This window comes from Micromonospora sp. NPDC000121, from assembly GCF_042899165.1.
Classification (GTDB): domain Bacteria; phylum Actinomycetota; class Actinomycetes; order Mycobacteriales; family Micromonosporaceae; genus Micromonospora.
Genome location: NZ_JBIAZP010000010.1, coordinates 26,686 through 42,161 on the forward strand (window position 1 = coordinate 26,686; position 15,476 = coordinate 42,161).

The following is a 15,476-nucleotide window of genomic DNA, read 5'->3' on the forward strand; positions in this document are numbered from 1 at the left end:
TCACCACCCCTGCCCGGACGTCTGGAGCCGGGCCAGCACCCCCCGGCTCTGGAGCTCGGCGATGTGCTCGGCCGCCCGCTGCGGTGCCGGGCCGCCGCGTATCAGCAGCCCCGCCTCGATGTTCCGGTTGACCCCGGACTGGGTCAGATTGGCGCTGGACACCAGTAACACCCGGCGATCGGCGACTGCGATCTTTGCGTGCATCTTGGCGTGATCCTCGGCCCGCCGCTCCACCGGCCAGTGCCACAACCGCACCCCGGGCAGATTCGCGAAGGCTGCCGCCGGTTCCGCACCCTGTAACGCTCTACCCGCCCCAGCCAGTGTCTCGACCACCACATTCACCGCCACCCCGCGGGTGACCGCCGCCGTCAGAGCCGCCAGAAGCGGCGGATAGGGCTTGGCGGAGTACGTCATCAGCAGCAGCTCGGTCTGGGCCTCCGCGACTAGGTCGACCAGCACCTGTGCGGTCGAGCGGACCGGCACCGGATGGGTGCTCGGCCCGCTCCACACCGACTCGATCCGCACGGCCGCCGACCGCTGCGCGTGCCCCGCCGCCAAGCCCCGCAGGTAGGACGCCGCCTCAGCGCTCCTCAACCCGGAGGCGCGCTGCGCGGCGAGCACCGCCCCGGCCGCCTCCGCGAAACCGGGCACCGGCACGGCGTGCCGGACGGCCTGCTCCGGCGAGCCGTCGCCGAGGCGGTCGGCCAGCACCCGCAGGTGTCCCGGGCCGAGCCGGTTCACCGTGGCCTCGGCCGCCGCCTCGAACGCCGGGTGCCACGTCATGGCAGCTCGGGGAAGAGCGCCAGGTCCGGCTTGTCGATCGGTACGACGAACCGCCGGTCCAGGAACCGGTTGCCACGCTCGCAGGTCGTCTCGGAGACGAACAGACAGACGTGACAGGCGGCACCGTGCAGGAACTCCTCCGGATGGTGCGGCAGCCGCTCGGCGCAGAGCGGGTCGGACGAGCAATGCATGGCGTCACTCAGCGCTCGGCGGGTGAGGCGGACCAGCGCGTCGTGCTCCGCGAGCGACACCAGGCCGCCGAGCGTCCCTTCAGCGTCCGGCACGGCCGTGTAGATGAGGATGCCGGCCCGCTGCGGGTCCTCTGGTGTACCGGTGTAGATGCGTTCCGACAGGCTGGCCGAGCTGTAGCCGCATTCCAGCGCGATGGTGCGGATCAGCAGGTGCGACAGGGTGTGCAGGGCGAAGTACCGCTCCCCCGGCCAGTGCCGCATCCGGTCGAAGCCGCCCCTGATGCGCCCGGAGAAGCGGCTCTCCCGGAACCGCCCGTACGCCTCCCGGTGCGTCTCCATGGTCTCGGTGTCGGTGACCCGGCGTTCCCACTCGACAAGGAGGTCCTCGGGAAGCCGCAGGAAGATTCCCTCGCCGCGCACCTCGCTCGCCGGTACCCAGGTCGGCGTGGCCTTGCTCAGGGGTGCTCGCAGGACGAGATCGGGGTCCATCGGGTCGGGGGCGTCCAGGCGGGTGAAGCCGACCAGCGCGCGGACCTCGCGCAGCCGCTCGGCCTGGATGACGTCGGCGTAGATCTCCTTGAGCTGGCCGGGCACGCCGTTCGGGTCCCGCCGCAATGTGAAATCAGGCGTGGCAGGCGGCAGCTCACCGGCGGAGAAGATCTCCCACTCCGGGGTGTGCAGGTCCGGGTCGCCCTTCTCGTCGTCGTCACTCTTGGGGCCGCTGCGCTGCCGCTCGATGGCCGCCCAAATCTGCTCGTCGGTCCATCGGTCGAATTCCCGCAGGGCCGGCACGACGGTCCTCAGGTAGGGCAGCATGTCGACGCCGGGAACGCCTTCCAGTGAGGGCTTCCAATGCTGCTCGACCTTGGTCTGCAGCTCGCTCGCCCCGGTGCGGGGCACTGCCAACGCGGAGAGCGTCTGCGCGAACCACTGGTTGGACGCGCCAACCACCAGGAGCTTCAGGTCTCCCTTGCACTCCCCCGGCTCGAAGTCGCCCAGGTGCGCCCGCCGGCCCCGGCAGCGGGGCAGTTTGTACGCGCCGCGCTGACCGAGCACCTCCTTCATGTTGCGGCGCGCGCCGCACGGCACGCACCGAATCTCGACGTTGGCGCCGAGGTTGCCACCCCGGTCGTCCATCCGCAGCTTCGGGTGGCTGGCGTTGGGACAGCTGCCGCCCTGATGCACGTACTGGGCATACGGGAAGTCGTCTAGGTGCCCGGCCGTGCAGGCCAGCACGAAGCGGGCCGCCACCGCCATCGGCCGCCGGCCGGATTTCTTCCGCCCGCAGACCGTGTGGAAAAACCGCGCCTCGTGGGGCTTGCGAGCCTTCGAGTTCTCGAAGCCGAAGACTCCGCCCTCGATCGGGGCCAGTTCGTCACACGCCGTGCAGCGCAGCCAACCGGGGAAGGGTGTGATCGGCACGCCGACCTTGGCCGCCAGGCCGTTGGGCTGCTGATCGGCGCCGTCCATCCAGGGCGCTGGCCGCAACTCCTTGATGGACTTCTGCTTGAGCAGCTTGCGGACAGCGGCGAGGAGCCGGGGCTCGGCGATCGGCTCCCAGTCAGGCACCGCGTCGTGGTTCCAGTCGTCGAGGCCGCGTACCAGCACGGAGAAGTTCGGCAGGTCGACGATCGCGCCGACGCCAGTGGTGAACATCAGGTGGCTGGGCCGGACGGAGCCAACCCGCCGGAAGTGCTTGCTCGCCATCAGTTCCCCTTCCCCGCCAGGGTCGACTCGCCCAGCTCGTCACCGTCGGGCAGATCCTCGTCCCGCACGTCGTCGCTCGGCGGCCCGAACGACCACTCCGGCGCCCCGTACTGCGCGTCGCAGATCTTCTCCCCGGCCGGCAGCACGAGGTTGATCTCGTTCTCCGTCTCGCGCATCGACTGCCCGACAGTCCGTTCGGTCCACCGCTCGCCACCGGCCACGGTGAGCAGGCCGTCGAGCTTCTGCTGCTTGAAGGTCCCGTCGGCATAGCCGAGCCGGGTGGCGCCGGTCTTCCGCTCGTTCCACACGTCCCGCAGCCGGTTGATCCGCTCAAGGAGGTAGTCCCGGCCGCGGTCACCAGCGATGTCCTCGGCCCGCTGAAGGAACCGGCTGACGACCCGCTGCACCTCGGGGCCGTCGAGCGGCACATCGTGGGCGTCCGTGTTACGCGAGAAGGCCTCCTCCGCGTTTCGCACGGCCGCGACCAGGGTCGCGGTGGTCTGCCGGTCCAGGGCTCGCCGGGTGTACGGGGTGACCGACAGCGCCTCCACCTGCCGGTAGAAGGTGGCGTGGTAGTACTCGAAGTCTTCGTAGTGCGCGAGGTCCCGGGGGCGGGTCCAGTTGTAGAGGGTGAGCACCAGACCCGGGCGGCGGGCGTCACGGCCGACGCGGGAGGACGCCTGGATGTATTCGGCGGTGTTCTTCGGCTGGCCGGTGACCACCATAAGACCGAACCGGGACACGTCCACACCGACCTGGAGCATCGAGGTGGCGAGCACCGCGTCGACCGGGAGCTGGCCCTCGTTCTGCCGCTTGTAGAAGCGGTCGGTCACCGGGTGCAGCTTGAGCCGCGGGTTGGAGGCCGTCTTGGCCTTCATGGCCTCCCGCATGTCCTCGAAGATCGCCTTCCGCCGGGCGGTCGTGTCGATCTCCGAGTCGAAGCCGATCTCCAGCCGCTTCAGCACGTCGCTGATGTCGCCGGACGAGATCCGGGATGTCAGCTCCTGCACGTTCAGCATGCTCGGCCCGACGAGCCGGTCGGAGAGGTCCTTGCGTCGGCCGTGGGTGCGGACGCGCGTGGTCACGTCGTCGTCCAGGAGGCGACGCATGCCGGCCAGCTCGCGGGTGGCGCTGAAGTAGCCGACCGTCGTCATGTACGGGTCGGCGGGCACTCCGTACTTGTCGAACAGGGTCTGCCCGGCGAGTAGCAGGATCTCCGCGACCCGGATCTCGGCGGACTTCATACGTACGCCGTGGGCGCAGACGCCGAGGTAGCGGCGGCCCGGATCGGCGATGGTGACCGGCACCTGCTGGCTGAAGAAGGTGTCGGTGATGTCGATGACCGGCGGCGGGAACACTGCCAGGTCCCGGCCGAAGACTCCGAGCACCTGCTCCCGGGCCCGCTTGGTAGTGGCCGTGGAGGCGACGATCTTCGGTCCGGCCTCGCCGCCGCCGGGCAGCGGCCACGTGCAGAGCTGGTCGACGGCCGCTTCGAAGAGACCGACCACGGTGCCGAGCGCGCCGGAGATGAGGTGCAGCTCGTCCTGGATGATCAGGTCCGGTGGGCGCAGCCGGACCACCGGCTGGCTGGTGACCGCCTCCAGGCTGCCCTTCTTGTTGTGCCGGGCACCGCAGCTTGTCCGTGCGTCGAGGTCGTCGTGCCGGTAGCCGTGCCGGGGGCAGCGCTCGCGCACCCGCCCGAAGAGCAGACCGGCGTAGCCGCGCCACGGGAGCTGGGCGAGCTTGTCGACGGTGGCGATGACCAGGCTGGGGGCGTACCGGTAGATCTCCTCGTCAACCGTGAGGATCGGCAGGCCCTCGCTGCTGCGGGTGCGGGAGAACGGGCAGGCGTCCACGCCTTCGGCCTCGGAGCAGAAGAGCAGGACGCGGCGCAGGTCTTCCTTCGGCTCCAGGTCCCGCTCGGCGCGCAGCTTCGACCCGCACCACGGGCAGCTCAGCGTCTGGAGGACGTTGGTGAACTTGCCGTGACCCGCCTCGCGCGCCTCGGCGATCTGCTCGGCCGCCTCGTCGAACCAGTTCGGCGAGACGCCCCCGCCGACCCAGAGCCCGATGCGGAACGGTTCCTTGCCCCAGGCGCGCTCGTCGCGCCGGCGCAGCACCTCGGCCGCGCAGATCAGCGCGGCGGCCCGCTGGAACTGCTGGGCGGTGAGCAGCCGCAGCGTGTAGCGCATAAGCACCGCGACACCGGCCTCGCCGCTGCGGGCGTCCGCTCCCGTGCCGACCACGCCCTGAAGCCGGCGGATGGCGAAGGTGAACGCGGTCAGGCCCAGGTATGCCTCGGTCTTGCCACCACCGGTAGGAAAGAAGAGCAGATCGACGGTGGCGTCCCGGTTGGCAGCTCGCTCGGGATGCGCCGGATCGGTCAGCGACGGCAGGTTGAGCAGCACGAACGCGAGCTGGAAGGGCCGCCAGGAAGCGGCTGCGGCGCCACGCGCGTCGACGTCGGCCTTCGCCTTCGCGTACGACAGGCCCTTCTCCTCCCGAAGCCGCGCGACCTCGCTGTGGCGGCGCTGCAACGCCATGGCCGCGTTGGCGAAGCGAAACGCGGCCAGCGCGTCGGCGTGCTTGTCCGCCTCCGGGTTGGTGAGCAACGCGATCCCGGCGCGGATGCGCTTCGCCGCCTTCTCGGCGTTCATGAGGGCGGTCTGGGCGGCCTCGCGGAGCGCCTCGGGCAGGTCGGCAATCTTTGCGGCTTCGTCGTCGAGCCAGGCCTCGTACCCGTCGGCGAGCGGCGCCAGCTTGGTGCGGAGTCGGTCGATGTCGGCGGTGGCGAGGGCGTCCATGGACAGCTCGACACCGGCCAGCGGCGTGCCCTTACCGACCGGGGCGACGGTGGCGGGGACATTGTAGGTGGGCAGCCAGGTGGTGAAGAGCTTGTGGGCGCAGCGTTCGCCGTCGCGCACCCAGGGGTGGACGGCGACGTTGCGGCCGGAGGCGTAGCGGCGCTGCAACCGGTAGAGCAGGCGCAGGTGCGCCTCCTCCAGGTCGTCGCCGGCGCCCTTCACCCCGTCGAGCGGGTCGTCGATGGGGAGGAAGACGGCGGCGTGTCCGTCCAGTGCGGTCACCGTGAGCGCGGACTGGAAGAGCCACGCGGTGTCGGCGTTGCTCTCCGGTTCGAGCTGCGTGTTGATCAGCGCGAGCTGCACCACACGCCGGCCGTCGCGCGGCCGGACCTCGACGGAGAGGTGCACCCCCGGCTCATCCTGGTTGGGAACAGTGAGCGGGATCCGGTACGAGGTCTCCCCGTCGAGCCGCACCTCCTTCGCGTAGGAGACCGGCTCGCGGTACCAGACGCGGCGCTTCTTGCCCTTCTCGTCCTCCGACTCGCGCAGGTCATAGCGGCCCCACTCGGCGGTCACCGCCAGCACGTCGGTGTCCTCGGCGACGGCGAACGACAGCCCCATCGAGGAGGCCCACATCTTGCCGAGGTTCTGCGGGGTGACCACCTCGGGCAACTCGGCCTCACTGCCGTCGCCCTGGACGGCGGCGTCCACGTCGTGCACCTCAGACGAGTCACGCCGCTCGGTACGCGGCCGCTGCTTCGGGCCGAGCATGCCGACGAGGTACCGCTCGCGCGGCCCCATAGCGCCGGGGCGGAACTCCTCGTGCTCACCGCCCCACGGCCCGAGCAGGTCCCGCCCGATCAGCTCCTCCAGCTCGTCGCGGACCTGATAGGACGTGGCCTCGGGGAAGGCCTGCGACACGTCGAGCGCCGAAATCAACGCGGACTGGTCCTGGCCCGAGTCCTCCGCCCCGGACAGGGACAGCGCCTGCTGCTCGCCGCGGGGATGCGGGAAGAGCCCGCCCTGCACGTCAACCGTCACGAGAGCCTCCTCAGCTTGGGAATGTGCACTGCGTCGGGCCGGAGTTCACAGCGCCTCATGCGACTACCTGCCGGACAAGTTCGGCAACACCGACCACGATCGCGCCGCCGACGGCGATGACAGCCGCGCACCCGCTCTTCTTGGCGGCAGTCGGCATCACTGGCTGCCTGTTGTGCGTGGCGGGCACGGTAATTCGAATCGTGTGGATCTCGTCCCAGTCCTCGTGTCGCTCGACGAACATCGCGTGGTACTCGGCGGCAGTCAGCTCACGTGGGCGCCAGAACTCGTGCCACTCGGGACGAGCGGGCCGGGTTGCGGCAGCCTGCTCGGCGGCGAGCCGGTTGGCGACCTGCTCACCGCGTGGATCGGTGAACAGCCCGCCGGGAACCGTCGCCACCTCGACCTCCAAGCGCTTCCGCGCCTGATCCGGCGACACCACGTCGACACCGGCAGCGAGGGCCTTGGCGATCCGCGGATCGTTCTCCGCGGCACGGTCACAGATGACCAGCCGGACCGTCTTAGTGAGGTTGACCGCGACCTTTGCCCCGTGCTCGACGGCGAAGTCGACCACGTCTGTGACGGCGGCCGAATCGCCGACCGGCATGATCCGCCAGCTCTTCAGCGGTCCGTTGCTTCTGGCGCGGTTCGCCGAGGCGGCCTCCTCCAGGTCGCTGATGAGATGCGACGCCGCAAGCTCCTTCGCCGCGCGCTGCAACTCTCTCAGCTCCGCCGTCGTCACTACGCCGTCGGCCTCGGCGCGGGCCCGAGCCCCGGCCAGGAACTCCTCATGGACCTGACGTGCCGTCGTCTGGGTCAGTCCGGCGCGGGCGGCGAGGACCGCAAGCTGGTTTGCCTCCTCGCCGACGATCCGGCCATCAGCGAGCGCGTGGGCGAGCAGCGCCCGGTAGTCACGCAGGCCGTCCGGTCGTGGCTGCGGGGAGTACGCCATGCGCGGCAGCCGTGCCGTCAGGGTGGCGAGCCACCCTTCGCTGCCCTTGCGGAGCCCAACGGCTCGCGGAGCGATGGTACCGCTGCGCGGCAGCTGAGGCAGCGGCGCCGGCGGCGGACCCAGCCAGTACAGCGGCTGCGGCGCTTGCGCGATGAGCTTCGCGAGCATTGCGGCGAGGGCTCTCGCGTTGCCGAGCGCGGAGTGCAGCGCCGCCGGCCACTCGTCGGTGATGAGGTTGGCGATGTTCTCCAGCTTGTAGCCCCACCGGTCGAGTTGGACCCGGGAGGTGACAAGCGAACAGAGCCCCGGAACCTGCGCGAGGGTGACGTTCAAGCGGCCGAACTCGGCGACCAGGAACTTCTCCTCGAAGTCCAGGTTGTGGCCCACCACGACGGAGTCGCTCAGGTAGGCCAGCACATCCCCCGCGACGTCCTGGAACCTCGGGGCATGCTGAACATCCGCGTTCGCGATCCCGTGAAACTCGTCGTTGCTGATCCGCAGGCCAGGGTTGACCAGCGTTGAGTACTCATCGAGGACGACCCCGTCGCCGCGCATCCGGACGATCCCAACCTCGCAGACGCGAGAACCCTGCTTGGGATGCAGACCGGTGGTTTGCAGATCAAGAACGGCGAACGTTAGGGCACGCGGGTCGACGCCGCGCTGGCGGGTGAGTTGACCGCGGACGAACACGGGGAGCTACCTCCGGACGAGGGGCGAGAGTTAGAACAGGCCTGCCTGGGTGGACTTGGCCTTGCGGCCGGTCTTCTTCTTGTCGTGCAGCCCTCGCGCCACTTCCTCGGCATAGCGCTGGTGGTTCAGCTCCAGCAGCCGGTCAAGGATCTCGCGCTGAACGGCGGGCCCAATGGTGTAGCGGGTGTAGGCGCCGGCCTTGTGGAAACCGTGGTCAAGGCCCTGTCCGACGAGGTCATCCCACCCGTAGGCACGGCAGACCGCCTCGTCGATGTCGCGGTGGATTCGACGCAACTCCACGATGTCGTCGTCCTGACAGGCCGGGTCGAACACCAGGTTGTACGTCGCCGTCAGCCCAGCCTGGCGGCTGCGCATTACGTCCCGGCGGCACTTGTCCAGCCGGTCCCCCAGCGCCCGCAGCTCAGGCTTCAACTCCGGTAGCGCAAGCGTCTCAAACACATCCGACGGGGTGTAGCGTAGGTCTGCCTTCATGGACGACGCGCGGCTGACCGCCCACCAGTAGTGCGGCGCGCTCGACAGCAGCGCCAGCATGGCAGTGTCCTCCGCCGCAAAGACCACGGTGGCATCGCTGTACACCTGCCCCGTCGGAACCATTACCGGCATGACGGTCTTCGTGTGCCTCGTTATCACAATGACCCGCTTTAGACTGCCGATAGCTGCCACCATTCCTGGGCGCTTTTCGGCGTAATGCCAGTACCTTTCAGGGAGTGGCCTTCGGAGAACAAAAGACCCATCGGGGTTCCGCCGTTGCCGCTCCGGCCTCACCTTCATCTCGACAATATGGAAAGCATCGGCATACGTCCTTGCTCTCTCCTCCGTCCAGTCGTGAAAGTTGACGACCCAGCGGCTCGCCGAGCAGTCGGAACGAGAGTTAATGTCCTGCCCGTTCAGGTAGGGAAAGAGGACGTCTTGGTTGCGACCGTCCTTGGCAATCAGCGCAGCCGCTTCGTCCGGCTCCACCGTGAAGCCGAGCCCCAGCACGATCGATCCCTGGAAGGAGATTCCGCCGTTGCTCTGTAGGCGATGCGGATTACCGGTCACCCGCGACTCTGCACCCAGCGAAGGCGTGATGGCGGAAACCACCACCCCGTCGATGCGCCGTTCGACGGTGTCACCGAGTTCGGCCCGGCTGGTCCAGACGGCGCAGAACTCCAGCGCGGCGGATTGCGACGGCCAGGGCCGGCTCTTGATTGCCTGGCGAATGGTGGCTCCACCGGTGACAACCTGATCGAGACCCACCTCGCGGGTGTCGCCCTGGGCCAGCGTGTTGGTGGCTATCAGACCGGTCTGCCCGGCCCGGTTGAGCAGATCATGCGCCCGGAGTAGGAAGTAGGCGACTAAGTCGGCGCTGCCCCGGGCGCGCCGGCCGATCCCGCTGATCAGCAGCTCCCGGTAGGCCGGACCCAGCGCACCCGTGAGCTTTTGACCGCCAAGGAACGGCGGGTTGCCGATGACGGCGTCGAAGCCGCCCTGCTCGAACACCTCGGGGAACTCCAACGGCCAGTGCAGCGGGTTTCGATCAAACGCACCATCAGGCTGGTCGAGAGCCAGCCACGACCGGGCCTGCTCGACAAGCAATTCTGGCTCGCCACCCTGAGCAAGATGTTGGGCCAGCTTGCCTACTCGCTCGGCGATGACAATCGGATCCTGGCCGCGCTTGACCGAGGCGAGCGACGCTCCGACGACGAGGTCGGCGTACGCGTCAGCCCGCTCCCGAACGGCGTGCACGTCGACAAGAAGCCGCCGCTTCTCAACCAAGGTGTCCTGTTGGTCGGGTAGCTTAGCGAGTCGGCGCCGTAGCTCCAGGGCCTGGGAAATGTCCCGGTCGAGCCGCAGGTCTCGTCCCGCTCGCCCGGGTAGCGTCGCCTCGTTTCCGACACCGAGCAGCGAGTCGCCGGCGACGAGACGGTCGTCGAGGAAGGTAAAGGGGCGCTGCGGGTCCATGGACACCAGCCAGAGGGACAGCTTCGCCATCTCCACGGCCATCGGGTTGATGTCCACCCCGTACAGGCAGTGTTCGATGATTTGCCGTCGCGCCTCAATGACCAGCGGATCGTCGTCGCCGTCCACCGCATGGTCGACGTCGCGTTGCTGGTGGGCGAGCGCCCGCTCGTCGCCCTCCCGCGACCACGCCTCGATCAGGTGCCCGGCCAGGTAGCGGGCCGCCGCGACGAGGAACGCCGCCGACCCCATGGCGATGTCGGCGACCTTGAGAGCGATAATCTCCTTGCTGGACTTGGGCTTCCACTGCGACTTGTCCGCCGTCTGCAACGGCCCCGGCTCATACACCAGCGGCTCAAGCGCGCCCTCGACCACCTCCTCCGCGAGGAAGCGCGGCGTGTAGTGGGTGCCGGTGTTGCGACGCAGCGCCGACTCGGTGACGAAGAGCGCCCCCGGCAGGATCACCACGGGCAGGCCCCGCAGGTCCTCACGAAGGAGGCCGAAGAACGGCAGGAGCCGCTCGGAGAGCTGGTAGTCCCCGCCAGTCACAGCAAGCAGCTTCTTGCGGGCCTCCTCGCGCTCCATTCCGTCCAACGGTGCCAGCTTCTTCGTCAGCGCCGCCACCGACCCGATCTTCGAGTCCTTGTACTTCTCCGCGAGCGCCTTGGCCAGCGCTGGCACGTCGGCGTGCCGCTCGCGCAGCGCCTCCAGGTCGGGAAGCGCGACCTCTTCTTCCAGCCCTTCCTTGCCGATCAGGCCAACGGTCACGTCCTGAGCCCGGAAGCCCTCGAAGGAGAGCAGACCCTCGTAGACGTACCCGATCTGCTCGACGTCGAGGGTGCGGAAGCTGACCGTGCGGCGCTCCCGCGACCGGCCGGTGCCGACCTCGACGTACTGCACCGACCGCAGCATGTGCAGCACGGTCCGGTCGTCGATGGTGAGCGGCAGCCACGCGTGCTGCTTCGGGTCGAAAAGCGAGCCGTCGTGGCCGTGGAGCTTGAGGCGGAGGTGGTCGATGCCGTGGTATACGGCGTTAAAAAGGGCGAGCAGCCGGTGCCAGGCGGCGGAGCTGTGCTCCAGGTCCTCCTCGGTGCCCTCGGTGACCCGCTGTTCCAGCTCGGCGCAGAGCCGGCCGGCCGAGTACGCCGTCGCGTACAACTCGTTGTCGGCGGGGAGCAGCTTGCGCTCCTCGGCGAAGAGCAGGAAGACGATCCGCATCATCACCGAGACCGCGCCGCGGTAGACCTCGTGCGCCTCCTGGTCGGCCAGGCCACGCCCGCCGGACTCCCGCTCGCGTACGTCGATGCGGCCGATCGCGGCAACGAGCAGCTCGACGGCCCGGCGGACCTGGACGCCGAGCGCCTCGGTGATCTCCTCCTGGCTGCCCAGGCTGTCCCGCAGCAGCGGCACCAGCCGCTCGCCGTCGGGCACGCTGAAGAACCGGCGACGGGACAACAGCGAGACGAAGGCCCGGACCACGTCCCGCTCGGCCGCCTCGGGCCACGAGACGGTGTCGAAGGTGGCGGTGGTGGTGACACCGCCGCGGGGCGCCCAGATAAGCGTCCACCAGCGACCGTCGGTGGCGAGGCCCAGCTCGATGTTGTGGTGGCGGCAGAGGTGGGCGAGCCGGTCGCCCGGGGTTGCGGCCCAGGTCGAATCCTTGATGCGCGCGGTCGGCTGCTGGCCGGGCGGACAAATGAGGCCGAGCAGCCGTACGCTGTCCGGCTTGACCTCCTCCCCCGGCTCAACCAGGACGAACGACGGCCGCAGCTCGGTGTCGTGCTCCGCCACGGTGTAGGCGAGCGTGTCCAGGCCGTCCTCGTGCAGCGTGTCGCCCCAGCCGAGCAACTCGCCCAGCACGTACCCAGTCCAGGCCCGCTGGCCCGCAGCGGTGTCGGCCTGCCAGGTGGTGTGCTCCTGGCGCAGCCGCTCGCGGGCCTTTTTGTCGAGGGCGTCAAGGGTGGGCCAGGTGCGGCGCAGCACCGGCAGGCTGAGGAACGGGCCGCTGACGTCGACCAGGCTCAGCCAGTTGCGGTGCTGCTCGGCACCGTCGGGGGCCGGGCGGCGGAAGGTGCGGCTCATCGGGTGGCCTCCCGCTTCGGTACGACGAAGACCACAGCGACCGGGAACCGGTGGGGCTTCGGGTCGCGGTAGCGGGCGTCGACGGCGGCGAGTTCGCGGTCGCGCTCGGCTCCGAGGGCCAACAAGCGTTCCTCCCAGGATTGGCGGTCCTTGCGGTACTGGGCGAGTTCTTCCTTGCTCTTGCTCATCGCCACGAGTTGCTCGGCTGTGAACAGTGAGTCCTGGCCGCCGCCGCTCTCCTCGGGCGTGGCGAGGGCGCCGCGCAGGGTGGCGGCGAACTGGTCAAGGTTGTGCCTGATGCGCTGCTGCTCGGCTTCAAGCCGCTGCTTGAGCTTGCGGTCGAGCGCCTCATGCCGCGTGTTGGTCCGCCAGTCGATTGCGGCGAGCAGGCCGTCGGCGACCCGGGGCCAGCGTTCGGCGAGCCGCCTCTGCACAATCGGCGAGGCGGGGGTGCCGGTGGTGAGAGCGCGGTCGAGGGTGCCGCCAAGCGTGCCCAGGTTCTCCAGGCGGCGGAAGCGGCCCTGCTCGGGCGCCCAGCCGCCGGCGTAGAGGACCTCCTCGTGCAGCCGGACGCCGTCCGCGCCGACCAGCACAAACCGGGAGTACGCCCCGACGAGCACGTCCTCCAGCGCCGGGTCGTCGCTAACGACGGCGCTGACTCGGTGCAGGCCGATGTCGGGGTTGGAGACGGCGGCGCGCAGCAGCCGGGTCGACATCGCCACGAGGGGGTGATTGAGGTGGGCGAGGACGATGCCGTCACGGTCCTCCTTGGCCACCTGCGGGTCGAAGGTGACCGGGAGTTGGCGAGGCGGCTCGTCGTCGTCCTGGAGCTTGGCGGTAAGGCCGGCGCCAGCGCGCTGCCAGGAGCCGGTCAGCGGCGGCACCAGGTAAAGGCCGTCGAGCAGGTGTTTGTCGTCGGTGTGCCGCTCGAGTCGCTGCTGGCGGGCCAGTTCCAGAGCGGTGTCGACGACCCGCTTGACGGCCGACGGGGTGATGCCGAGTTCCTCGACGGTCTTGTCGAGGTCGGCGCGGAGCCGGCGGACCTGCTCGCGCAGGTTCGACTCGATCGGGAGGCTGCCGCCGGTCTTGCCCTTGCCGGCCTTGTCGATGTCGACGCCGACCTGCTCGCCGAGCATTCGGCGCTGCACGGCGTCGGAGAGGACGGCGTTGACGGAGCCGAGGTCCTCCTCCATCCGGGCGACCTTCGTGGCGACACGGGACAGGAACTCCAGGTCGGCTTCGAAGGAGTCGACCGGCTTGCCGAAGCCGGTGCCGACGAAGTGCTGGATCTCCGGGTTGACCGTCTGCCCGTACCGGTCGATCCGGCCGATCCGCTGCTCCAGCTTGTTGGGGTTGAACGGGATGTCGTAGTTGACCAGCCGATGGCAGTGGTTCTGCAGGTCGATGCCCTCGCTGGCGGCGTCGGTGGCGAGCAGGATGCGTACCGGGCGGTCAGTGGGGTGGGCCTGGAAGGCGAGGCGGGTCTGTTCCCGCTCGTCGGCGGGGGTGCCGCCGTGCAGGAGCGCGAGCCCGTCACCGCCGAGGCCCTCCTGCCGGAGCAGGTCCGCGAGCCACAGCTGGGTGTCGCGGTACTCGGTGAACACGACGACGCGCTCGTTGGTCCAGTGCCGGCCGTCGGGCCTACAGATCGCGGTCAGATAGTTGATCAGCTCGCGGGCCTTGGCGTCGGGCTGCGCCTCCTTGGCCTCCGCCCAGTCGAGCATCTTCTCCAGCAGGGCGGTCTCGTCGGAGGTCGGGTCGGGTTGCATGGGCCGGACCCGGTTCAGGGCGTCGTCCTCGGCCTCGGCGAGCTGCTCGTCGTCGTAGGTGGCGAGGTCGTCCATGAACTCGTCCATCCACTCCGGCACGTCGTCACCGGCGATCAGGGCCGGTGAGCCCTTCTTCGTGGCCAGCGTGTCGAGGTAGACGCGGACCGTGTGGGCAAATGCGGCCGGGCTGGAGAAGAGCCGCTTCTTGAGCAGCAGCGTCACCAGGTCGGTGGCCTTGCGGCCGCGCTGCGAGTTGAGCCGCTTGCGGCGCAGCTCGGCGAACTGGGTGAGCAGGGCGTGGATCTGCCGCTCGTCCTCTGGGTAGGCGACCGGGATCGACATGGCCTTCCGCTCGACGAAGCGGGGGGTGCCGTCCGGGTTCTCGATGTCGCGCTTCAACCGGCGTACGACCGTGTCCTTCACCGCGGCCTGGTCCGGCTTGACGCCGCGGGCGAACCGCTGGTTGTCGAGGATTTCCAGCAGTGCGGTGAAGGACGCCTGGTAGCCGTTGTGCGGGGTGGCCGAGAGGAACAGCCGGTGGGTGAAGTGCGGGGCGATCCGCCTGATCAGCTTGGTCTGCTGCGAGTCGACCGCGTAGACCTGCTTTGGCGCGGCCGGGGCGACGTGGTGCGCCTCATCGAGAATGAGGAGGTCGAAGGTGCGGGGGTAGGTCGGTCCGTCGGCGGGCAGCACCTCGTCGAGGAGGCGCTGAGCCTTCTGCCCGCGCAGCCAGGGCAGGCTGACGATGCTCTGCGGGTAGACCTCGAACGGGTTCGCGGCCGAGCCGTGGCTGCGGCGTACGGCGGCGCAGCGCTCGGAGTCAATGACGGTGAAGTCGAGGCCGAATTTCTCGGCCATCTCGTCCCGCCACTTGATCGTCAGGCCCGCCGGGCAGACGATCATGATGCGGCGAGCGCGGTGGCGGAGCAGCAACTCCTGGGCGACCAGGCCGGCCTCGATGGTCTTGCCAAGTCCGACATCGTCGGCGAGCAGGAGATTGACGCGGGGCGCGTCGACCGCGCGGGCGACCGGTTCGAGCTGGTAGTCCTCGATCGCGACACCGGAGCGGAACGGCGCTTGGAGGGTTTTCACGTCGGCCGAGGTGACCGCCGACCAGCGGACGGCGTCCAGGAAGGCGGCCAGCCGCTGGGGCGAGTCGAACTTCGCTTCGACGACCTCGGGCAGCGAGCCGCTGGGCAGCACCTGCCGGCCGGGCTCGATCTCCCAGATGACGTCGAGGGTGTGGCCGTAGCGGCCGTCCTCGACGCTCTGCAGGCTGACCAAGCTGCTGTGCTCGCCGTCCTGGACGTCGCTGACCACCCACCGCTGGCCTCGCACCGAGACCAGTGCGCCGATCGCCGGCTTTGCCGTCGTCACGCTCGGCATCGTCCCCCCATGCTTCCCACACCCCTTTTAGTCCGCCAGGCACCGTACGCCGGCCATGACGTGGCCGGAGCCATCCGAAAGGCTTGTTTGTTCAGTTCACACGTCAATGACG

6 protein-coding genes are annotated in these 15,476 nt (G+C 69.4%); all 6 read right to left on the bottom strand.

What is annotated here, in order from left to right:
• The 6 genes from drmC to drmD are packed head-to-tail and all read right to left on the bottom strand — an operon-like array spanning position 1 to position 15,355.
• Entirely contained in the window at positions 1 to 783 is a 783-nt protein-coding gene (gene drmC, locus ACFY23_RS24660; RefSeq protein ID WP_350677087.1) for a DISARM system phospholipase D-like protein DrmC, read from the bottom strand.
• Positions 780 to 2,681: a DUF1998 domain-containing protein gene (locus ACFY23_RS24665; RefSeq protein WP_350819257.1), complete on the bottom strand. Its 1,902-nt coding sequence runs from the start codon at positions 2,679 to 2,681 to the stop codon at positions 780 to 782. Before ACFY23_RS24665 ends, drmC begins: the two co-directional genes overlap by 4 nt.
• Complete coding sequence (drmA, locus tag ACFY23_RS24670; protein ID WP_350677083.1) at positions 2,681 to 6,526, bottom strand: DISARM system helicase DrmA; 3,846 nt, start codon at positions 6,524 to 6,526, stop codon at positions 2,681 to 2,683. The genes ACFY23_RS24665 and drmA overlap by 1 nt, the downstream gene beginning before the upstream one ends.
• A gap of 55 nt (positions 6,527 to 6,581) precedes the next feature.
• On the bottom strand, positions 6,582 to 8,165 hold the full coding sequence (locus ACFY23_RS24675; RefSeq protein WP_350677080.1) for an exonuclease domain-containing protein: 1,584 nt from the start codon (positions 8,163 to 8,165) through the stop codon (positions 6,582 to 6,584).
• A gap of 30 nt (positions 8,166 to 8,195) precedes the next feature.
• The gene (locus tag ACFY23_RS24680) at positions 8,196 to 12,209 is read right to left on the bottom strand and encodes an Eco57I restriction-modification methylase domain-containing protein (protein ID WP_350677077.1); all 4,014 of its coding nucleotides are present in this window, start codon (positions 12,207 to 12,209) and stop codon (positions 8,196 to 8,198) included.
• Positions 12,206 to 15,355, bottom strand: a complete 3,150-nt coding sequence (drmD, locus tag ACFY23_RS24685) for a DISARM system SNF2-like helicase DrmD (protein WP_350677075.1) — start codon at positions 15,353 to 15,355, stop codon at positions 12,206 to 12,208. The genes ACFY23_RS24680 and drmD overlap by 4 nt, the downstream gene beginning before the upstream one ends.
• Positions 15,356 to 15,476 lie beyond the last annotated feature (121 nt).

What these genes read in the sequence shown, in the direction of transcription:
- ACFY23_RS24665 (WP_350819257.1), bottom strand. Translation starts at nt 2,681, where the DNA reads ATGGCGAGCAAGCACTTCCGGCGGGTTGGCTCCGTCCGGCCCAGCCAC.
- ACFY23_RS24680 (WP_350677077.1), bottom strand. Translation starts at nt 12,209, where the DNA reads ATGAGCCGCACCTTCCGCCGCCCGGCCCCCGACGGTGCCGAGCAGCAC.
- drmC (WP_350677087.1), bottom strand. Translation starts at nt 783, where the DNA reads ATGACGTGGCACCCGGCGTTCGAGGCGGCGGCCGAGGCCACGGTGAAC.